The organism is Clostridium sp. CTA-19, assembly GCF_054767855.1.
The window spans coordinates 15,581-38,703 of record NZ_BAAABH010000020.1 but is presented as its reverse complement, the minus strand read 5'-3'; the positions used below and the strand labels follow the sequence as shown (position 1 = coordinate 38,703).

Below are 23,123 nucleotides of genomic sequence, written 5' to 3'. Positions count from 1 at the left end.
TTTAGCTTACTGTAACTTTTCGCTTATCTATTTTAATTCTTCCTTCACTTATAAGTTTTATAGCTTCTGGAAGAGCCTTATGTTCAATTTTTAAAACTTCTTGTTGTAAGTCCTTTGCACTGTACGTGTTTTTAACATCAATTACTTTTTGAATTATTATGGCTCCTGTATCTGTGCCATGATCTACAAAATGAACTGTACAGCCACTTACCTTTACACCATATTCAATTGCTGCTTCATGAACTTTTAATCCATACATACCTTTTCCACAAAAACTTGGTATTAATGATGGATGTACATTTATTATTCTATTTCTAAATTCATCTATTATATTTTCTTTCAATATAGAAGTAAAACCTGCTAGCACTATTAAATCTACTTTTCCTTTAAGATATTTTAATATACTATAGCTTAAGTCTTCTTTTAGTTCATTCTTGTCAAATACCATAGTCTTTATATTATTTTCTTCCGCTCGTTTTAATCCAAATACATCTTTTTTATCACTAATTACATATTCAATAGTACAGTCCTTTAAGTATCCATCTTTAATATTGTTAATTATACTTTGTAGGTTAGTTCCACTTCCAGATATTAAAACTGCTATTTTAAACAAATGCCTTCCCCTCCTGATACAACTTTTCCTATTTTATATGCTTTTTCCCCTAACTTCTCTAAAGTTTCTATGATTTTTGTTGCATCATTATCATCTACAGCTAATACCATTCCTATTCCCATATTATATGTGTTAAACATATGATTTTCATCTACACCTTTTTCCATTAAATATTTGAATATCTCTGGAATTTCAAAAGAATCCTTCTCTATTTCAGCAGTTAAATCACCTTTAAACATCCTTGGAATATTTTCATAAAATCCACCACCAGTTATATGTGCCATTCCATGTATTTCAAATTTCTTCATAAGCTCCATAATTGATTTTACATATATCTTTGTTGGAGTTAAAAGAATTTCACCTAAAGTTTTATCACCTAATTTTTCATCATAGTTTTCTACTAACTTTCTTACAAGAGAATAACCATTACTATGAACTCCTGAAGATGCAATTCCTATTAGTACATCCCCATCTTTTATTTTACTTCCATCTATAATATCTTTTTTATCTACAATTCCAACTGCAAATCCTGCTAAATCATAGTCTCCATCTTTATACATACCTGGCATTTCAGCAGTTTCTCCTCCTATAAGTGCTGCACTTGATTGTATACAACCATTTGAAACTCCCTTGACTATATCAGCAGCAGTATTAGAATTTAATTTTCCACAAGCTATATAATCTAAGAAAAATATTGGTTTTGCACCATGACATAAAATATCATTAACACACATAGCCACACAGTCTATTCCAATAGTGTCAAACTTATTTAAACTTATTGCAATTTCAAGTTTAGTTCCTACTCCATCTGTACCTGAAACTAATACTGGATTTTCATAACCACATCCTATTTCAAACATACCAGCAAAACTACCTAACCCATTTAAAACTCCACTTGTCATAGTTTTTTTAGTATACTCTTTCATAAGTTGAACAGCCTTGTAACCCTCTTCTATATTAACCCCTGCATCTTTATAAGTTATCATTCTCCCCATTCCTCTCTTTCACCAAATATATGTAATTTTTTAGTGGATAGTTATTTCTACTTTCATATTCAACTATCCACTATATAGAATTTCAAATTTTATTCTTCAAATTTTATTGGTGCTGATATTGGATATTCACCTTGAAAACATCCCATACAAAAATCCATATTTTTATCTAGACATTCTAAAAGTTTTTCCTTTGATAAATATCCTAAAGTATCTGCGCCTATTATATTACAAATTTCCTCAACCCCCATGTTTGCACCTATAAGACCTCGTCTATACGGAGTATCTATACCTAAATAACATGGAAATTTAACTACTGGTGATGAAACTCTAAAATGTATCTCTTTAGCTCCTGCCTCTCTTAAAAGTTCAACTAACCTTTTACTTGTAGTTCCTCTTACTATAGAGTCATCTATTAAAACAACCCTTTTTCCACTAACATTTTCTTTTAAAACATTAAGTTTTACATTTACAGCATTTTCTCTTTCTTCTTGAGTTGGGGATATGAATGTTCTTCCTACATATTTATTTTTTATAAGTCCTAATTCATAAGGAATTCCTGAAGCCTCTGAATATCCCATAGCTGCAGATATTCCTGAATCTGGAACAGCTACAACTATATCTGCTTCTACTGGGTTTTCCCTATATAATTCCTGACCAGCTTTAAATCTTGATTTATGGACACTTATTCCATCTATTTTAGAATCTGGTCTTGCAAAATATATATATTCAAATGAACACACTGCTTTTTTGCTTTTTTCTCCAAATTTTATACTTTTTAGCCCCTCTTTATTTATTACTACAATTTCTCCAGCTTCTACATCTCTAATAAACTCAGCGCCAGTTGCATCTAAGGCACAGCTCTCTGACGCCAAAACATAAGAATCTTTTATTTTCCCAATACATAATGGCCTTATTCCATAAGGATCCCTAACCCCTATAAGTTCATTCTCTGTAAGAATAGTTATTGCAAATGAACCTTTTATTGCTTGCATTGTATCAACAACTGCATTTAAAATCCCTTTTTTTGCACTTCTCGCTATAAGATATAATATAACCTCTGAATCTATTAAAGTTTGAAATATGCATCCTGAATCTTCTAAAAGTTCTCTTATTATATCTGCATTAGTTAGATTACCATTATGTGCAATAGCTATATTCCCTAATTTAAACTCTCCAAGTATTGGTTGTGCATTTTTAATACAGCTTCCACCTGCAGTAGAATATCTTACATGACCTATTGCACTATAACCAGTAAGTTTTGAAAGAATCTCCTTATCAAATACTTCTGAAACTAATCCCATATCCTTATGAGAATGCATTTTTTCACCATCAAAACTTACTATTCCTGCACTTTCTTGACCTCTATGTTGGAGTGCATAAAGTCCATAATATGATCTTTTTCCTACTTCTAATGTTTCTTCTCCTGTATTGAAAATTCCATATACACCACATTCATCTTTAAATTTATCCGGAGAAAAATTATTATAAATATATCCTTTTTTTAAATCTTCCATGTTTAACCACCCTTTGCCCTTTTATTAAAGATGCTTTCACTGCTACCAAAATATATACTATTTTTCCACCTGTGACATTCTATTTAATACTTCTGTATATCCCTCTACTAAATCACCAAGGTCTCTTCTAAATCTATCTTTATCTAATTTCATACCTGTTGTCATGTCCCAAAGTCTACATGTATCTGGGGATATTTCATCAGCTAAAAGAATTTCCCCATTAAATCTTCCAAACTCTAATTTGAAATCTACAAGTTTTATATTTTGTTTTTTATAAAACTCTTTTAAAATTTCATTTATCTTTCTTGCATTGTCATATATTTCATTTAATTCATCAAAAGTTGTAATACCCATAGCTACAGCATGATAATCATTCATAAGCGGATCGCCTAAATCATCATTTTTATAGCTTATTTCTAAAACAGTAGTTTTTAACTCACTACCTTCTTCTAAACCATATCTTTTTGCCATACTACCAGCTGCAACATTTCTTACTATTACTTCTACTGGAACTATTTCAACTTTTTTACAAAGCTGTTCTCTTTCATTTAATTTTTTTATAAAATGAGTATTTATTCCTCTATCATTTAACATCTCAAACAACTTTGATGTTATGCTATTATTTAAAATTCCCTTTGAATTAATAGTTTCTTTTTTCTCACCATTAAATGCAGTAGCATCATCCTTGTAATACACAATTACTTCATCTTCTTTACCTGATGTAAATATTTTTTTTGCTTTTCCTTCATACATTAATTTTTTAGTTTCCATTATAATTCAACCCCGCCCTCATTTTCTTTTATAAAGTTTTTCTTCATATTTTTTCTATAATCAATTAACTTCTCTTTAACTTTAGGATACTTGTTAGATATTATTTGCACTGCTAACATAGCTGCATTATAGCTATTATTTATACCAACTGTAGCTACTGGAATTCCCTTTGGCATTTGTACTATAGAATATAGTGCATCTAATCCATTTAGTTCTGCTTTTATCGGAACTCCTATAACTGGAATAACAGTTTTAGACGCTATAACTCCTGGTAAATGTGCAGCAAGGCCAGCTCCTGCAATTACGCATTCGCAACCATCTTCTTCTAACTGTTTTAAAACTTCTTCTAATTTTTCAGGCACTCTATGTGCAGAAAGAATATGTGCCTCAAAATTGATTTCAAATTCTCTTAAACATTTTGCAGCATTTCTCATAATTTCAGTATCTGATTTACTTCCAAATATAATTGCAACTTTCACAAATATCCCTCCTAAAAATCTATTATTTAAAATAGTGAACTCCACTCTCAAAAATTTTCTGTTCATGATTTCCTATAACATTTTTTATAACATTTGCTCCTACTCTTTCACTATGACCCATTTTTCCAAATACTCTTCCATCTGGACTTGTTATGCCTTCAATTGCATATAATGAACCATTTGGATTGAATTTTATATCATAAGTTGGATTTCCATTTAAATCAACATATTGTGTAGCAACTTGATCATTTTCAAATAAAGATTTTATACCTTCCTCACTACCATAAAATCTTCCTTCACCATGTGATACTGGAATTGTATAAACATCTCCTACCTTGGTTTTACAAAGCCATGGTGAAGAATTTGAAACTATTTTAGTATTTACCATACAAGATATATGTCTTCCTATTGAATTATTAGTTAGTGTTTCACTGTTTTCATTTAAATCTGTTATTTCACCATAAGTTACAAGACCAAGTTTAATAAGTGCTTGAAATCCATTGCATATTCCTAACATCAATCCATCACGATTTTTCAATAACTCCATGACCTCATTTTTAATTTTGCTATTTCTAAATACTGTAGCTATAAACTTACCTGAACCATCCGGCTCATCCCCTGCACTAAATCCACCTGGTAACATAACTATTTGTGATGTTTTTATTTTTTTAGCTAAAATTTCTATAGATTCCTCTATATCTTTTGAAGTTAGATTTTTAAATACAACCTGTTCAACTTCTGCTCCCGCTTTTATGAATGCTCTTTCACAATCATACTCACAATTAGTTCCTGGGAATACAGGAATTACAACCTTTGGCTTTGCAACCTTTATTAAAGGTGACTTAATTTCTAACTTGTTTTTAACTTTATAATTTTCTATTTTTTTATTGTATATACTTTTATTTGTATAATCAGTTGGGAAGATTTCTTCTAATGGCATATTATAAATGCTTTCTATTTCATCTAAATTAACTATTTCATTGTTCCACTGTATGTTATATTCCTTCGTTGTTTCCCCTAAAATAGTATAATCAATATTTTCTAGTTCCTTTTCCAAATTAACATTATCACTAATTTCTAATATAATAGTTCCATAATTTAATTTAGTAATTTCATTTAAATTTAGTCCTTCACTAAATTTAAATCCTATTTTATTTCCTAAAGCCATTTTAATTACTGCCTCTAATATCCCCCCAAACTTTGATGTATAGGATGCTAAAACCAGTTCTTTGTCTATAAGTGAATGTATTTTTTCAAAATTAAGTTTTAATTTATCTGTATCTACAATTTCCTGTTCATTTTTTTTAGCATTTATAGAAATTACCTTGCTATTAAACTTTTTAAATTCTTGAGTTACAACTTTATTAACATCCACTGTTGATACTGCAAAAGATATTAATGTTGGAGGCACATTTAAATCTTTAAAAGTTCCTGACATACTATCTTTTCCACCTATAGCTGGTATCTGAAAACTATGCTGTGCGTATAATGCTCCTAATAATGCTGAAAATGGCTTACCCCATTTTTCTTTATCACATCCTAGCTTTTCAAAATATTCTTGAAGTGATAATCTAACTTTTTTATAATCTCCACCTATAGCAACAATTTTTGCTAAACTTTCTATAACTGCATAAAACGCTCCATGGAATGGACTCCAAGATGATATATATGGATTAAATCCATGTGACATTATTGTACCTGTTGAAGTTTCTCCATTTAAAATTGGAATTTTACATACCATCGCTTCATTTGGCGTTTGTTGATATTTGCCTCCGAAAGGCATAATCACTGTATTTCCTCCAATTGAGGAATCAAAATTTTCTATTAACCCCTTTTGTGAACATATATTTAAATTTCCAACCAAACCTTTTATTGTTTCTTCAAAAGTATTTTTTGTGAAAATATTTTTTTCAAAATAATTTTCCGATTCCTTTGGTGCTATTGCTTTAACTTTATTAAAACTTTTTGCTCCGTTAGTATCTAAGAAATCTCTTGAAATATTTAAAATTTCTTGACCATTAAAATTCATTACTATACGTTTTTCTTCCGTAACCTCAGCAACTGCTACAGCTTCTAAATTCTCATTTTCTGCATATTTTATAAATTTTTTCATATCTTTTTCACTAACTACTACTGCCATTCTTTCTTGTGATTCTGATATTGCAATTTCAGTTCCATTTAATCCTTCATATTTTTTAGGAACTAAATCTAAATTTATTTTTAATCCCGGAGCAAGTTCACCTATTGCAACAGAAACTCCTCCAGCTCCAAAATCATTACATCTTTTAATCATTGTTGTAACTTTTTTATTTCTAAATAATCTTTGAATTTTTCTCTCCGTAGGAGCATTTCCCTTTTGAACTTCAGCATTACAACTTTCAAGAGATTTTTCATTATGTTCTTTAGATGAGCCTGCAGCACCACCAACACCATCTCTTCCTGTTCTTCCACCTAATAGAATGATTTTATCTGTAGGCTGTGGGTTTGCTCTTATTACATTCTCATATGGTGCTGCTGCTATAACTGCACCAACTTCCATCCTTTTAGCTTCATAACCATCATGATATAATTCTTGTACATATCCTGTTGCTAACCCTATTTGATTTCCATAGCTGCTATATCCCTTCGCTGCTTCTTTTGTAATTTTTCTTTGTGGTAATTTTCCTTTTAATGTGTTTTTTAAATCATCCTTAGGATTTTTACATCCAGTAATTCTCATAGCCTGATATACATAACTTCTTCCTGAAAGCGGGTCTCTTATAGCTCCACCTAGACAAGTAGATGCTCCTCCAAAAGGTTCAATTTCTGTTGGATGATTGTGTGTTTCATTTTTAAACATCACTAAATATTTCTCATTTTTCCCTTCAATATCTGCATCTATAATTATGCTACAAGCATTTATTTCTTCTGAAACATCTAAATCATCTAATTTGCCTATAGCTTTTAACTTTTTCATTCCAATCACAGCTATGTCCATAAGTGTAACAGCTTTATCTTTGTCTTTATATAACTCATTTCTATAATTATTATATATTTCTAAAGCCTCTTTTATAGGTTTTGAAAATTTACCATTTTCGATTTCAATGTCTGTTAATACTGTTTGAAATGTAGTATGTCTACAGTGATCTGACCAATAAGTTTCTATAACTTTTATTTCCGTTATAGTAGGATTTCTTCTTTCTTCATTTTTAAAGTAATTTTGAACAAGCTTTAAATCCTGTAAAGTCATTGCTAAAGATTTTTCTTTTATAAAACTTTCTAATTGCTCTTCTTCTAAATTTATAAATCCCTCTATAATTTCGACTGGTTTAATCTCAAGATTTTCTTCATTAAATTTCGCCATTTCATCTACTGGTACTTCTCTAGAATCCACAGTATTTATGTAGTATTTTTTCACTTTTTCTACGTCATTTTCACTAAGTAACCCTTCTAAAATAATTATTTTACTAGTTTTAACTTTTAAATCTTCTTTTTGAGTTAATATCTGAATACACTGCATAGCTGAGTCTGCCCTTTGATCATATTGGCCTGGAAGATATTCAACCCTAAATGAATTTTTATTTTCTATATTAATTTTTTCATATAAATTGTCTACATTTACTTCGCTTAAAATAAAGTCTTTAACTAATTCACATTCGTGACTATTTATTCCCTTTATATCATATCTATTTATGACTTTTACATTTTTTAAATTATTCAGCTTAAGATTTACAGTAAAATCTCTTAACATTCCCTGTGATTCCAAATTAAAATTCGGTTTTTTCTCAACATAAATAGTAAAAATTTGATTTTGCATAACTTTTCCCCCTAAGCCATTCTTTTATACGAACATTATATTTATTTTTTTTAATAATCATTCGATATTGTTATTATATCATAGTTTTTATTTTTTTAAAGTACTTTTTTTGAATTATTTTCATTTTCGTTCGACATTATGCGTATATTGTTCTTATTTTAACCTTTTATTGTACGTTTGTTTGAATTTTATAAATATTTATTATATATTTATAAAATTAAACAGGTTAAAATAAAACTTAATATGAAGTTCCAAAATAAGATAAGTTCAAATTCCAGATTAAAATCCTATAACTAGAAGGACCCACTACTTCAACCAGATTATGATAATGAGTGGATAAATGGAGTTAAACTTTTATATGAAGGTAAAGATATTATTTTTCAACATACACCTAAACTTTCAGAAATAAATTATAAATAAAAAAGACATCTTTAAATAGATTTTTATACTATTTAAAAATGCCTTAATATAATTTTCCTTAACTCTATTATAATTTATTTAATTATATATATAAATAAAAAAACTGCTAGTATCATTATGATTAAAAAAATAACTACTGATATAAATATTTTATCTATTTTTCTAGAAGGTGTATGCCCAAACTCTTTTCCACTTTGACCATTAAATATACAATAGTATGTTGTCATATTATAAGAATACTTGCATACCCAAACTGGTACTAATACTTTATAATATTCTTCATTAATTATTTCATGTGATTTTACTTTGTAAAATTTTTTCTTCATTTCTTTTGTATTCTCTTTCAAAAGTTTTTTATTAATAACATCTTCTAATTTTTTCATCACTGCACCTTTATAATGATTTATACAGTCATCATATACTTGAATAAATTTTTCTTTTGCTACTTGTTTGGTTTCATACCCACTTATAGACATTTTAGAAAAATCATAGGGTGAGATTTGATCCATATCATATCTAGGTATTACTTGAGATGCAAAAAGAGAATAATCTTTCACATAAAACATTTCATTATCATCAATTATAGTGCTCATTCCCCTTCGAATTTTATATCTTTTTTGTACTCTTATAGTGTAATCTAATTCAATTTTTAAATCACATACATAACAGGGCATATAGTATGGTCTTACACTCATCAATCTTATTTCTTTTGTAAAATTTTTAGGGATGTGCCTTCTACTTTCTATCCACTTGTAAAAATATTGCTTTATGATCTCTTCATTCTCTAGTTTAAAATCAACAATGTATATTTCTTCTTTTTTCATTCTTTTCATCCTTATATCTTAATCTATGTCTCGTTTCTATAAACTAGTCTTACTATCTATTATTCGTAATTTTCAGCAAAATCTTTATAAAAAAGTGAATGTCTTAAATTTCATAATTTAAGACATTCACTATATATTACTATCTTTTTTCTTTTTCAAAGGCTTCTTTTATATCATCCCCTATAAGCTCTAAAATTCTATCTATCAATTCTAGTATCTCTTTATCATCATCTTCCTTTACTCCACTTTCCATTATTAATGTAGGAGAACAAGAACAACATTTTCTTGTAAGTAATATAACTTTAGTATATACATCATGATTAGTTAAATCATCAAATGTAATATTTTGTTTATCCATTGAAACTAATATACCCATAAGTCCATTGTGAACTTTTACGTCTACCCCATTATACCTTATTGCTTTTAGTTCTGCGCTTACAACTTTCATGTTTGTAACCTCTTTTCATTTTTATATTTATTGCTATATTCATATATATTATTACATAAAAATTTTAATTAATAAAACTTATTAATTAAATATAAAATTTAAAAGAGGTTGCTTTTTTAACAACCTCTTTTTTCATCAAATTTTATTTTAATTGTGAATCTATTATTTTTTCTATTTTTTCACTTTCTTCATCTACTATAAAAATGACATAGTTTCCTACAACCTTTATTTTTGCATTTTTTACTAGTTCATGTTGATCTGGTAGATATTGAGACCACTGTTTATCTAAATCCTCTTGTCTTTTTTTTACACCATTTTTTATAGTTTCAACCTTTGATTCATCTTTTGCTTTAATTATTGTAATTTCTGCTGCTGAAACATTCATCATTGCCTTTTTTATTATATATTCTTCCACATCTTCATCTTTTATATAATATTGAGCATTTAAAATATCTCCACTTTGAAAGTTTTCCATAGGTCTAAACTCTACTTCTTTTTCAACAGCTGCCATTATATCAGCTACTGGTATATTTTTAACTTCTTCTTTTGATTTACTGCATCCAATTAATGATAAACACATTATAACAGCTATCATAAAGGTAATTATTTTTTTCATATTAATATTCCTCCTCATATTTTCATCTACTATTACTACGTATTATTCTATAAAAAAGTTCAAAAAATACTAACTTATTTTTATAAAATTTTAATCATAAAAATTAAAACTCTTATAAACAAAAATGTTTATAAGAGTTTTAATTCCAAACCAATTATTAATAAGTGATTTGTTGAATATATGAGATATTTAAGATTATATACCTAATATACTTTATTGTCAAAACATATTTTAATCATCATATATATCTGAAAATTCTAAGTTTATTTTTTCTTGTGGATTATTTATAGTATTTTTATCAACTACACATTTCCTATTACATTCTTTGATAGGAAGTCTTATTATAAATTCACTACCTTGTCCAATTTCACTTTTTACTTCTAATTCTCCACCATGCATTTCAATTAGTGATTTTGTTAAAGAAAGTCCTATACCACTTCCTTCTTGATTCCTAGTTAATAAATTCTCTACTTGCCTAAACCTTTCAAATATTATTTGCTGTTTATCCTTTGGTATTCCTATTCCCGTATCTTTAACCGTTATTTTTATCCATTTATCCTCATCATATATGTTTACAAAAATATCTCCACCTTGAGGAGTAAATTTTATAGCATTTGATAAAAGATTTAACATAACTCTTTCTATCTTATCTTGATCAAAGCAACCTACCTTATCCTCTATCTCAGTGTCAAATATCAAATTTATATTTTTTCGTTCAATATAATTAGCTGCTGACATTGTTATATCCTCAACCACTTCAACTATGTTAATATTTTCATATTGGAGAGCGAAATACCCTGCATCTATCTTAGTTATATCTATTAAGTTATTTATAAGTTTTAATAATCTTCTACTATTTTGTTTTAATGCATCCATCCTCTTATAAATAGCGTCATTTTTGTATACTATCTCTCCATTTTTTAAATGCATATCATTTAATTGAAGTGTACTTAATATTATATTTAATGGGGTTCTTAATTCATGAGAAATATTTGCAAAAAACTCAGTCCGTAAATTTTCGTATTCCAATGCTTGCTTATATAATTTATTCTTATATTCAATTCTAAGTAATAATATTATTATTAATAATGTCAAGATAGCAATAATTAATATTATTGTAGCCTTAAGCTCCATTGGTATTTTTTTTAATACCGATGGATGATTTAATACTATAGAATTACTTGGCAAATTCTTCATATTTATAGAAAAATTATTCAAAGCCTCATAATAAAATACATATTTAAAACTAGAATTACTTATATCATACATTGTATTAACATCTTCACCATTAAGTATTCTATAACATAAATCTCCAGTCAATTCGCCAATTTTAATTCCTTCAATTATAGGCCCACCTACAACTACTGAATTTAACCACGACTCACTCCAAGTATAAAGTTCTCTTTTAGTATGATAATAAACAATAGTAGATATTGTATCCCTATCAATTATTTGTCCATTTTCATCCTTATAGACGCCGTACATAAAATTTACACTATTTTTCTCATTTCCTTCAGTTTTTTCCAATGCTTCATTAATGTAATCACATTGAATTATATTAAATTTACAATTATCATATTTAGATTGTAATTTTTTTATTTCTTCTGCAAATATTTTTGAACTCACTGTATTATCTAACATAAAATTCATTGTCTTAACATTATTATGTGTCTTAATCACAAAAGAAATAGCATTTGATATTAAAAACTGCTCACGAACTCCTACTGAATGCTCTTCAAGATTTTCTCCTAATTTTAAGTCTTGTTTATTAATACTAGTGTAGACAACAGGTGTATCTAAAAAGATGTCATTATAAATTTGATTTAATACCATAAGAGCTTCATCATTGCATACTACAATTAAATCATAATTTTGATTTTTAAATTTTGAAGTGAAGTTTTTCTTTATTTCATTTAAATCCAATGTACTCCTTTTACTATCTAAATATTCAAAATTATATTCTACATTTTTAAACTCTTTACTTAAACCTTCTTTAATACCCGAAAAAATTTGTGCTTCCCAAGTCTCATCAAAATGATATGAATTAATTATAAGTATTTTTTTTTGAGTATCTTTATCTACATTTTTGTTTACATTTGCATAAACACTGTAAGAAATTGTAGTAAATAATGATATTAATATTATCATTAGTATGTATTTTGCACTACATTTACCCTTCATAAATCCTCCGAACCCTAATCTTATTTACTACAATATTATACATTAAATAAAAATGTATTACAAATTTTAACATAAAACTTTTTTAATCTTTTAAATTTTTAAATTTTAAAGATTCTTAATCTATAACTGCTTTTATTCATTTATCTAAACCATTACATATTTTAGTTTGCAACAAATTTTTAACTATTTAAGTTTTATTTTAATTTAAAATTCAATTCTAAAGGTTATTTTTATATTTTTTAAATTAAATCATATTTTTCATATTTATTTCTTCATTGTTTAACATTATTTTACTACTTATTAACACTCTTTTTTATTTTACATAATATAATATTACTAATTTAAAAATATTCTTGTTAAAAAAGGGGGCGTTTTAATGGAGAATAATTTAAACACAATGGAAGCACTTAAAACTTTGTATCACAATCCAACCTATATTGCAATAAATGAATACGGTCACACCTTAGAACTTAAAGGTGATGAAAAATTTATTATTCAAGGAAAAATCAAATCATCCAAGCAAAAAAATATTAGTTTAAAAGATACTTGGAGAATTATAAAACCTATTTCATATGATGATGCTAATGAATTATTTAAAAGATTACGAACTGTAGAATGTAGATTTAAAGATGGAAGTAAACGATTATATAATAAGCTTCCTGCAGATGGACAATTTATCATTGAAAGTGATTTGCCATATTGCGATAATTGTCTTTGGTATTATTATGGCACTATGATACTACTGAATAAAGAATAATACTTTCTCTAAAACTTTTAATATATATTTTAAAGTATAGAGTATTTTTGCTCTATACTTTTTACATATATGTATCATTTTTACATATGATTGCATATTTTATTATTGGATAGATAATTAGGAGGATTTAAAATGAAATATAGACAAAATGAAATGACTTCCTTATCCGGTAGTGAAACGGAAAAAAATCTTTTAAAAACTTTTTCTGGTGAATCTAGAGCTAGTAATAAATATATGCTTTATGCAGAAAAAGCTAGAGAAGAAGGTTATAATTACGTAGCAGAAGTATTTGAAGAAACTGCTGGAAATGAAAGAGCACATAGTAGATTTGTTTATAAAAATGCTTTAAAACAAATAAAAAATACTGCTCAAAATTTAAAAGATGCAATAGAGGGCGAAACTGAAGAATTTTCTTACATTTATAAAGAGTTTGAAGAAACTGCTAGACGTGAAGGATTTATTGAAATAGCAAACTTTTATAAAGAATTACAAGAAGTAGAAGAATTCCATCAAGAGCGATTCAAAGATTTATATGACAGAATAGTATCTGGAACAATGTTTAATAGTCCTGATAAAGTTCAAAATTGGCAATGTATGAATTGTGGATACATTCATGAAGGTAATAATGCTCCTGAAATATGTCCACTATGCAAATATCCTAAATCGTTCTTTAAAATTGAATGTATGGATTATAAACTTTAATAGCAGTATGTTTCTGTATAAGTTTTATTAAATTGATAAAAGAGAATGTCTTAAATACTATTTTAAGACATTCTCTTTTCTTATTTATTTAATACTAATTTTTCTAATGCTAATGCCAGTTGATCTGGACAAGATGTTTCTCCTCTGCAAGGTATACCCTTCAACCTTTTTATCGCCTCTTCTACGTTCATACCTACTAATAATCTTGCTATACCTTGTGTGTTTCCACGACAACCTTGTATAAATTCAACTTCTTTTATAATATTTTCTTCAACTTCAAAATTTATTTGAGTTGCACAACATCCTTTAGTTTTATATGTATATTTCATTGTAATCCCTCCATATATTTTATATTATCACCTTTGAATATACCTAAAAAATCTATTTTTATCAATAATTTATTATTTTTTGCTATTAAAGACTGTAATCTATTTATATTTTTTATATTGAACTTTCCTTTCAATATAAAATGCCTTTTAAAATATTTTATTATCTTAAAAGGCACTTTTATTAAATATTATCTTTTATAGATTTTTCACTTTTATTATTACCCCAACACTCCATTATAATAAAACTCATCCAAATTATAACTAAATTTAATGTATTGGTCATAATAACAGTATTTTCTTTTGATGAGATTATACAATTTAGTAAAGATATAACACTTAATAATAACAATTTATATAAATTATTATTATATTCTTCATTTATACAAGAAAAACTTCTTATTATTTTATCTATATTCTTATTTATTTTTAATTTTTTTTTCGAATAATTATATGGCTTTTTAGCTTCTTTAATGTTTTCAAAATGATCCTTTGAAAAATTATATACAACTAAATCCTCATCACTATCTGTTGTGGCCAGGGTTTTTACTGTTTCCTGATAACTTATCAATTTATTTTCCATTACATACTTGCCATTTTCCAAATTTTTTCTATAAGTGTTATCTAAATATGGCTCGCTAAATTTTACGTTATTATAAAAAAAAGTAACATTAGTAAAACCTTTCAAATCTACTCCCTCCCATTTTCAGACTATGATTTTTAATTTCAAATATCTTTTATTTAAAAGACCTTAATAAGAATACAACGTTCCAACAAAAAATTCAATAGTTTTTACATATTTTTAAAACTAATTTTTGCTTGGAATAATTCTACATCTGTTTCCTTATCTTTTCCTTGTATATAATAACTATTTTTTTCTTCTTTTACATCATATTTATAAAACAATATTTTCTGACCTTCTTTAGCTTCTTTTATAAAATTCACTTGAATACTGCTTATTCTTTTTTCCTTAAAGTCTTCAGTTTTAAAACAATCCTCTACCCACTCCACATATTTTGCATTATTTACATGTTTATTTAAATCTATATCATTATATCTTACTTTTCTTTTTCCAATAAGTTCTCCTTCATCTTTATTAAATCTAATTTTGTTTATTCTTTTGTATTGTTTAAATCTGTCTTTTATAACTTCATATGGAATATCTTCTTCTTTAGGTTTATATGGTAGTGGTGATTTTTTATCTATTAATAAATATGCTGCATCAATATCGCCCATATGTTCATTGTTTTCACCATAAATCCTAAAAGCTCTTAAAAAAAACATTCTATCTAATCCACTAGGCCAAGTTTCTATAGTTATCTCTTCATTCCATTTAGGATACTTTATCATATCTAATTTTATTCGAGATACTACCCAATACATACCTTTTTTTCCCAAAGCCTCGTATCCATCTCCTAAAATTTCAGAATGTAAACTTGATGTTTCTTGCATGTAATTTATTATTGAATGTGTTTTTATCTTTTGTGTAAAATCTGTCTCATAAAATTTTATTTTATAACTTTTTTTAAATATATTACTCATATTTACTCCTTACTTTAGTTTCCAACTTTTACTTTCTATATAGTTTAAAGTTTTAATTTTAGCTTATACAGGATTCCAAGTTACTTTTAAATTTACTCATTTCAAAACTTGGATGCCTAAACTAGTGAGACATGCTCCGAATCATTCAAATTCAACATTACATTTTGTATGAAAATATTTTAAAACTATTGAATAAATTTAAATTGGAGCTTGTTTCTCTATACTTTTATCAAATGAGAAATTCTTAGCATTTTTCCATCTACAATATCGGTTTAAAACTAATTTTAAATTGATGATGGATAATAAACAATTAAACAATCCTATATTATTTATTATATATTTAATATTTTTCATTTCAAATAAAAACTTTCATGTTAATTTGAAGAAAAGGTGTATTAAAATGATTTAATCACCTTAATACACCTTTTATAGATATTAATCGCTTATTGGTCCATATTTATCTTTATCAATCTTTAACAATACTTGAGTAAGCTCTTCTGCATGCTCTTTTTCATCTAATATTATTTTATGCAAAATATTTTTCCCTTCTCTATCTGGTATTTCATCAAGTAAATCTTCATACAATACAACCGCTTCAAACTCTCCTTTGATATCTTCCCTTATGGTATTAAGTATTGTTCTTTTATCTTTTTTGTTATCACCATTTTGAATTTTAAAAGGTTTTTCATTAAACTCATCTTTTTTTAATACAAGTTTATACATTTCATACTCTTCTCTATCAACTTTTCTTAACAGATAAAGTATCATTCCATAATGTTCTTTTTCTTCTTCTAAGATATGCTCAATAATATGATTAAGTTCTTTTATGTCACTATAAGCAAGAGTATTAGTATAATCGTCAATTGCTACAAGCTCTGCTATCAATACCTCTCTAAGTATATTTTCATAACATTTAGCTTTACCCTGTGGTTGCCTTTTAGTTGTATAACTCATATTTACTCCTAATTTAAATTACTATTCACTTTTAATATATCCAAAATAAGTTCATTTTGTTACTTAATAACACATAGCTTTGCTAAAATTTATTTTAAAATCTTTTATAATATCCCTAAATGCTCTAAAAGAATTTTAGTACCTATAAGAATTAATATAATTCCGCCTAGAAATTCAGCTTTCCCGCCTAAAACATCCCCTAGTTTTTGTCCAATAAAAACTCCTATAAAACATGCTATAAATGTAATTATAGCTATAGAACTTGCAGCTAGCACTATGCTAACATTTAAAAATGCAAAACTTACACCTACTGCTAATGCATCTATGCTAGTAGCTATTGCTAATATTGTCATAACTTTTACACTTAAATCACTAGTTATATCACTTTCTTCTCCTTTTATAGCTTCATAAATCATCTTACCACCAATTATAGCTAGCAAAATGAATGCTATCCAATGATCAAATTTTACTATATAATTAGTAAACTTAATTCCTAACAACCATCCTATAAGAGGCATAGCACCTTGAAATATTCCAAAATATAATCCTGCCTTTAATCCATTTTTAATCCTTTCATTTTTAGATTTCATTCCAATACTTAAAGAAACAGCAAATGCGTCCATTGCAAGAGCTAATGCTGTTAAAAAAATAGATATAATACTCATAAAAAATCCTCCATATTTTATTTATATAATATTTTTGATAACTAAATACCAAATTATTCTTATTTAACATTTTCTTTTAAATTCATTTTTACTTTTTGCATTTACTACTCTTTTTAAACTAAAAATTTATTTAATTTATTAATAAAAAGAGACCCATGTATAATACAAAATTAAATTTTGCATTATACATAAGTCTCACTATTTAATCCAAAGCCAGGTTAAAAACCAGTATGTTGACCTTGACACAACCAAAGTTGTCAGCTACTCCCTTATGATAAATACCTTTAAATTTTAAAATATTTAACAACTTTAATTATTATATTATAAATAATGTACTTTGTAAATATTGATAATATATAAAGGAACTGGTTCTAAATTTCCTCTAACCAATTCCTTTATATTTAGTTATAAACTTTCTAAAACCCTATATTAAAGTTCATAACAATCTACTATTTCTCCATAATATAATACATGATAATCATTATCAGTATAAACTTTTTCATCTATTTCTTTATCTAAGAAAGATTTATCCATTTCATGTTTATAAAGGATTTTACATTCATATTGTAATTTACATCCTGATATTAATGGAGTCTCTACAGTTCTACCTTTTTCTAATTTCAAACCACATTCTTTTACTTTATCAAAATCTCTTCCTGATTTTGTTCCGCATAAAATTAATTCATTTTTCATTGAATCATCTACTGGAATGCTTACAGTAAATTCTGTTGCCTTTTCTATTAAATTATAAGTATATCTGCTTTTTCTCACCATAACCATAAATACAGGTTTTTTCCACATGTATCCCATTTGTCCCCAACCTATTGTCATAGTGTTTACATTTTCACCATCTTTAACTGTTAAAAAAGCACCCTTCGCTTGAAGGTTTTCTAATGCTGACTCTAAATTTTTAGTATATTTCATCATATATCACCTCACATTTTAATCTTATTTAATTTTAATGTTTTATAAATGAATTTGCAAATTTTACATTATATTTTCAATAAATCTTTGCTAATTTTCACTTAGAAATATTCAACATTTCATTTTTTATATTTTCCCCTATTTCTCTAGACATATTATTAAATTCTTCGCTTACAGCTGCAATTTCTGTCAATGAATTATTTTGATCAATATTTATTCTAGAACTTTCTATTGACACTTTCTCTATTTTTTCCATAGAATTTAGCATAATCTCAGATGCATTTTCTATACCCTTAACTAGTTCTAAAAGTTTGCTCACTCCATTTGCTCCAGCTAAAAGATCCTTATCTGTTTTTTCTATAAACCCTACAGTACTTTGAACAATATCTATTATTGCATCTATAGTCTCCTTTATTTCCTTAGTTGATTCCTGTGATACTTCTGCTAATTTTCTTATTTCTTCTGCAACAACAGCAAACCCCCTACCAGATTCACCTGCTCTTGCTGCCTCTATTGACGCGTTTAGTGCTAGTAAATTTGTTTGAGATGCTATTCCCTGTATAGTAGTTAATATATCCACTATAAGCTCTGATTTACTTTTCAAATCATTAATTTTATCTACGGATTTTTTCATAGAAATATTTATTGATTCAATATTTTCTTTAACCTCATGCCCAAATTTTGTGCAAGTTTCTGTTTGATCATATACCTTTTGAGCTGTTTTTAACCCATTTTTAGATTCCTCTAGTATTTCATTAGATTGAGTTTTTATTTTACTTGAAACTTCTGATATATTTTTCATAGACATCTCTATATGAGATGAAAAACCATCTATTTTACTAGAATTACTTTCAATTATATCTATTATTCCATCTAAATTTATTGATTCTCTTATCTCGTTTAAAATTCCTACTTCATTACCATTGCTATCATATAAATTGGAAGTATTAATTAAATTACTTAAATCAACGCCATTTTTATCTTTTAAAACTCCATTTAAATCTTCTTTAGCTCTGTTCTTATCCAAACCTGTTAATTCTTCCATACCTTTAGTCCAGTATATTAAATTATTATCTAAATCTTTTATCCAAAACATATTTGATGTAACTTTACATAAAGATTCTAAAATATTATTTTCTTTTTTAAGATTTTCTATTCTTTTGTTATTTTCCTCTATCTGTTGTAATAACTTTTTACTTTTTCCTAGCATTTAATCCCCTCCAAAACTAATACCACTTAATTTAATAATATTATATTTAAATAATTATTATATAGACTTTCGCAATTAAATCTTAAGTAAAAAACTTAATCTATATAAATTATAATTTTAAAATTATATGCTTTATTTTAAATGCTAAACTTTTTGATAGATATAGGGAAACAAGCTCCAATTTAAATTTATTCAATAACCTTAAAATATTTTTATACAAGATGCAGTGTTGAATTCTAAGTGATTTGGAGCATGTCTCACTATTTTAGGTATCCAAGTTTTGGAATGGATAGCTTTAAGAGTCAACTTGGAACCATATAAATTAAAAAGTATTTTAAAATAATATAGAAACAAGAATATTAGTATGCTATATTATTCTAAGGTTATAAAATTATAACTATAAAAAATATATTACTAATTTACATTAAACAAATTTTTATATTAATATAGGGAAACAAGCTCAAATTTAAATTTATTCAACAACTTTAAAATATTTTCATATAAAATTTAGTGTTGAGTTGCAAGTGATTCAGAGCATGTCTCACTATTTGGGGTATCCAAGTTTTGAAATGAATAATTTTAAAACTTGGAACCCTATATATATTATCGTATCTTTTTATATTTACTAATATATTTAGGTAATTGTTCACAATTTTTTAGAGAAAAGAAGGGGGATTTTATTGAATAAAAAAATTGATTTAATTAATGGTAAAATTACAGATTCCTTAATTGCACTTGCTATTCCAATTATGGGTACATCTTTTATTCAAATGGCTTATAATATGATAGACATGATTTGGATAGGTAGAATGGGTAGTCTGGCAGTTGCAGCTGTTGGTACTGCTGGCTTTTTTAATTGGCTTGGACAATCACTTATGATGCTTTCTAAAAGTGGAGCTGAAATATCTATATCGCAATCTTATGGTAAAGATAACATAAAAGATGCTCAAAACTATACTAAAAGTGCAATTCAACTTACTATAATCTTTGCAGTATTCTATATGTTTTTTCTAATTATATTTAAAAGTTCACTTATTGGATTTTTTAAATTGAATAGCCCCGATGTAATAAATATGGCTGAAACTTATTTGTTTGTCATTGCACTTGGAATGATTTTCAATTTTATAAACCCAGTTTTAACAGGTATTTTTAATGGATGTGGTGATAGTAAAATTCCTTTTAAAATCAACACTGTAGGTCTTATATTTAATATAGTTTTAGATCCTTTACTAATATTCGGATTAGGTCCAATACCTTCTCTTGGTGTACTTGGTGCTGCTCTTGCCACAGTTTTATCACAGCTATCTGTTACTATACTATTTTTAATTCATATAAAACGTCAAAATTCTTATCTATTTAAAGTAAATATTATTTCTAAATTAGATTTAGCATATAGTAATAAAATAATAAAACTTAGCTTTCCTGTAGCATTACAAAACGGCTTGTTTTGCTCATTTTCAATGATGATTGGAAGAATAATAGCTTTTCATGGTGACACTGCTATTGCAGTACAAAAAGTTGGTTCCCAAATTGAATCTATCTCTTGGATGACAGCAGGTGGTTTCTCTACAGCTATAAGTGCATTTATAGGACAAAACTATGGTGCAAAACATTATAACCGTATTATTGAAGGCTATAAAGCTGCTATAAAATTAGTTTCTATAATTGGTATCTTTGCAACAGCATTACTTATTTTAGGTGCAGAACCTATATTTAAATTTTTTATAGATGAGCCTGACGCTGTGTCTATGGGTATTGTTTATCTACAAGTACTTGGAGTTTCTCAATTATTTATGTGTATAGAAATAACCACTACAGGTGCTTTTAATGGTCTTGGTAAAACCTTGTTGCCATCATTAATTAGCATAATTTTAACTGGTTTAAGAGTACCTTTTGCATATTTCTTATCTAACCCTAAAATTTGGGGACTAAATGGTGTTTGGTGGACAATTAGTATAACGAGTGTATTAAAAGGATTAATATTAATTTCTCTATTCACTATATTAATATTAAGAAATAAAAAGTTTAACCATGAATTTATATAAAATTTTTTATTTAAAAAGGTTGTGCTAAAATTTAGCACAACCTTTTATATTGAATTACTATAATATACTATTTAAAGCTTTATCTAAATCATTTATTATATCTTCCGCATTTTCAAGACCTACTGCAAGCCTTATTAAATTATCTTTTATTCCAGCTTCTTCTCTTTCTTCTGGAGTATATGGTGAATGTGTCATTGATGCTGGATGTTGTATTAGTGTCTCAGCATCTCCTAAACTTACTGCAAGTGCACAAAGTTTAGTGTTATTTATAACCTTTTTACCATCTTCCAAATCACCTTTAATTTCAAATGCTATTATAGCTCCTGATAATGACATTTGCTCTTTTCCTAATTCATATTGTGGAAATGATTTTAATCCTGGATAATAAACCTTTTCTACTGCTTTATGTGTTTCTAAAAACTCTGCTACTTTCATAGCATTACAGCAGTGTTTTTCCATTCTTATTGGAAGTGTTTTCATTCCTCTTATCACTAAATAAGCATCAAATGGACTCATTGATGATCCTGTCATATCTTTGACTCCAAACAATCTTACTTTTTGTATAAATTCTGCATTTCCTATTACAAAACCACAAACTACATCTCCATGTCCATTTAAGAATTTAGTTCCTGAATGGATAACCACATCTGCGCCTAATTCTAAAGGTCTTTGTATATAAGGAGTACAGAATGTATTATCTACCATTAACATACAATTTTCTTTAGAATGTGCTATCTCAGCTGTTGCCTTTATATCTACTAAAGCTAAATTTGGATTTGCTGGAGTTTCTATATAAACCAATTTTGTATTATCTTTCATAGCATTTTTTATATTTTCAGGGTTAGTGGCATCTACAAAAGTAACTTCAACACCAAATTTTGTTATACCATGATTTAAAAATGCAAAAGTACATCCATATAAAGTTTTTGCCGCTACTATATGATCGCCAGCTTCTACAATTGACCAAATAGCAGAAGTTATAGCTCCTATACCAGAGCTCATAGACATTGCAGCTTCTCCACCTTCTAATAACGCCAATTTGTCTTCTAATACAGTATTTGTTGGATTTCCTAGTCTACTATATATATATCCACCTTCTTCTAATGCAAATCTTCTTCCACCTTGCTCTGCATCATCAAATACAAAAGTAGATGTTTGAAATATTGGAGTTGATAGTGCGCCAAAGGCATTTTTCATATTCCCTCCATGTATAGCCTTCGTAGCAAATCCCATACTTTTTAAATTTTCATTGCTCATATTTACCCTCCTAACAAACTTAAAAATATAAATACTTGGGTTCTTATGTATTTTATTTTTATTACTTTATTATTAGTTAGAGCA

The 23,123-nt window shown here is 27.0% G+C and carries 21 protein-coding genes; 3 read left to right on the top strand and 18 right to left on the bottom strand.

The features are described from left to right. Nucleotide 1: 1 nt before the first annotated feature. From purN to ACYUE0_RS11950, 10 genes are all read right to left on the bottom strand, one after another. A complete protein-coding gene (purN, locus tag ACYUE0_RS11995; protein ID WP_460270739.1) occupies nucleotides 2–613 on the bottom strand; it encodes a phosphoribosylglycinamide formyltransferase in 612 nt (203 codons plus the stop codon). Continuing rightward, a complete protein-coding gene (gene purM / locus ACYUE0_RS11990) occupies nucleotides 601–1,599 on the bottom strand; it encodes a phosphoribosylformylglycinamidine cyclo-ligase (protein WP_460270753.1) in 999 nt (332 codons plus the stop codon). The genes purN and purM overlap by 13 nt, the downstream gene beginning before the upstream one ends. Nucleotides 1,600–1,697: 98 nt before the next feature. After that, nucleotides 1,698–3,122 carry an amidophosphoribosyltransferase gene (gene purF / locus ACYUE0_RS11985; protein WP_460270738.1) on the bottom strand — a complete coding sequence of 475 codons (1,425 nt, stop codon included), beginning with the start codon at nucleotides 3,120–3,122 and terminating at the stop codon, nucleotides 1,698–1,700. 57 nt (nucleotides 3,123–3,179) lie between these two features. Further along, nucleotides 3,180–3,893, bottom strand: a complete 714-nt coding sequence (gene purC / locus ACYUE0_RS11980) for a phosphoribosylaminoimidazolesuccinocarboxamide synthase (protein ID WP_460270737.1) — start codon at nucleotides 3,891–3,893, stop codon at nucleotides 3,180–3,182. Then, a complete protein-coding gene (purE, locus tag ACYUE0_RS11975) occupies nucleotides 3,893–4,372 on the bottom strand; it encodes a 5-(carboxyamino)imidazole ribonucleotide mutase (protein WP_460270736.1) in 480 nt (159 codons plus the stop codon). The genes purC and purE overlap by 1 nt, the downstream gene beginning before the upstream one ends. Before the next feature lie 22 nt (nucleotides 4,373–4,394). Continuing rightward, nucleotides 4,395–8,168, bottom strand: coding sequence for a phosphoribosylformylglycinamidine synthase (locus ACYUE0_RS11970; protein WP_460270735.1), 3,774 nt, complete (start codon nucleotides 8,166–8,168; stop codon nucleotides 4,395–4,397). Nucleotides 8,169–8,662: 494 nt separating this feature from the next. Further along, nucleotides 8,663–9,412: a hypothetical protein gene (locus ACYUE0_RS11965; RefSeq protein WP_199868968.1), complete on the bottom strand. Its 750-nt coding sequence runs from the start codon at nucleotides 9,410–9,412 to the stop codon at nucleotides 8,663–8,665. 139 nt (nucleotides 9,413–9,551) lie between these two features. Continuing rightward, the gene (locus ACYUE0_RS11960) at nucleotides 9,552–9,860 is read right to left on the bottom strand and encodes a hypothetical protein (RefSeq protein WP_061994215.1); all 309 of its coding nucleotides are present in this window, start codon (nucleotides 9,858–9,860) and stop codon (nucleotides 9,552–9,554) included. Between the two features lie 142 nt (nucleotides 9,861–10,002). Next, on the bottom strand, nucleotides 10,003–10,476 hold the full coding sequence (locus tag ACYUE0_RS11955; RefSeq protein ID WP_061994216.1) for a DUF4358 domain-containing protein: 474 nt from the start codon (nucleotides 10,474–10,476) through the stop codon (nucleotides 10,003–10,005). A 231-nt stretch (nucleotides 10,477–10,707) separates the two neighbouring features. Continuing rightward, nucleotides 10,708–12,657 (bottom strand): sensor histidine kinase, encoded by a 1,950-nt coding sequence (locus ACYUE0_RS11950; protein WP_460270734.1) that lies wholly within the window; start codon nucleotides 12,655–12,657, stop codon nucleotides 10,708–10,710. A 376-nt stretch (nucleotides 12,658–13,033) separates the two neighbouring features. Between ACYUE0_RS11950 and ACYUE0_RS11945 the strand changes: the two genes are divergently transcribed. Both ACYUE0_RS11945 and ACYUE0_RS11940 read left to right on the top strand, forming a co-directional pair. Further along, entirely contained in the window at nucleotides 13,034–13,414 is a 381-nt protein-coding gene (locus ACYUE0_RS11945; protein ID WP_061994217.1) for a hypothetical protein, read from the top strand. A gap of 153 nt (nucleotides 13,415–13,567) precedes the next feature. After that, entirely contained in the window at nucleotides 13,568–14,116 is a 549-nt protein-coding gene (locus tag ACYUE0_RS11940) for a rubrerythrin family protein (RefSeq protein WP_061994228.1), read from the top strand. 80 nt (nucleotides 14,117–14,196) lie between these two features. Here ACYUE0_RS11940 and ACYUE0_RS11935 read toward each other — a convergent pair whose 3' ends face one another. From ACYUE0_RS11935 to ACYUE0_RS11905, 7 genes are all read right to left on the bottom strand, one after another. Then, complete coding sequence (locus ACYUE0_RS11935) at nucleotides 14,197–14,445, bottom strand: TIGR03905 family TSCPD domain-containing protein (RefSeq protein ID WP_061994218.1); 249 nt, start codon at nucleotides 14,443–14,445, stop codon at nucleotides 14,197–14,199. A 181-nt stretch (nucleotides 14,446–14,626) separates the two neighbouring features. After that, nucleotides 14,627–15,130, bottom strand: coding sequence for a hypothetical protein (locus tag ACYUE0_RS11930; protein WP_460270732.1), 504 nt, complete (start codon nucleotides 15,128–15,130; stop codon nucleotides 14,627–14,629). Nucleotides 15,131–15,234: 104 nt separating this feature from the next. Then, on the bottom strand, nucleotides 15,235–15,984 hold the full coding sequence (locus tag ACYUE0_RS11925; protein ID WP_460270731.1) for an acyl-[acyl-carrier-protein] thioesterase: 750 nt from the start codon (nucleotides 15,982–15,984) through the stop codon (nucleotides 15,235–15,237). Between the two features lie 435 nt (nucleotides 15,985–16,419). Continuing rightward, nucleotides 16,420–16,938 (bottom strand): ferritin family protein, encoded by a 519-nt coding sequence (locus tag ACYUE0_RS11920; protein WP_460270730.1) that lies wholly within the window; start codon nucleotides 16,936–16,938, stop codon nucleotides 16,420–16,422. Nucleotides 16,939–17,042: 104 nt separating this feature from the next. Beyond that, nucleotides 17,043–17,603: a manganese efflux pump MntP gene (locus ACYUE0_RS11915; protein ID WP_061994222.1), complete on the bottom strand. Its 561-nt coding sequence runs from the start codon at nucleotides 17,601–17,603 to the stop codon at nucleotides 17,043–17,045. A gap of 429 nt (nucleotides 17,604–18,032) precedes the next feature. Further along, a complete protein-coding gene (locus tag ACYUE0_RS11910) occupies nucleotides 18,033–18,527 on the bottom strand; it encodes a flavin reductase family protein (protein ID WP_460270752.1) in 495 nt (164 codons plus the stop codon). 97 nt (nucleotides 18,528–18,624) lie between these two features. Further along, entirely contained in the window at nucleotides 18,625–19,737 is a 1,113-nt protein-coding gene (locus tag ACYUE0_RS11905; RefSeq protein ID WP_460270729.1) for a methyl-accepting chemotaxis protein, read from the bottom strand. Between the two features lie 680 nt (nucleotides 19,738–20,417). On the opposite strand from ACYUE0_RS11905, the gene ACYUE0_RS11900 reads away from it, so the two are divergent. Continuing rightward, nucleotides 20,418–21,782 carry an MATE family efflux transporter gene (locus tag ACYUE0_RS11900; protein ID WP_460270728.1) on the top strand — a complete coding sequence of 455 codons (1,365 nt, stop codon included), beginning with the start codon at nucleotides 20,418–20,420 and terminating at the stop codon, nucleotides 21,780–21,782. A gap of 57 nt (nucleotides 21,783–21,839) precedes the next feature. Here ACYUE0_RS11900 and megL read toward each other — a convergent pair whose 3' ends face one another. Continuing rightward, complete coding sequence (gene megL / locus ACYUE0_RS11895) at nucleotides 21,840–23,039, bottom strand: methionine gamma-lyase (protein ID WP_460270727.1); 1,200 nt, start codon at nucleotides 23,037–23,039, stop codon at nucleotides 21,840–21,842. Nucleotides 23,040–23,123: the final 84 nt, after the last annotated feature.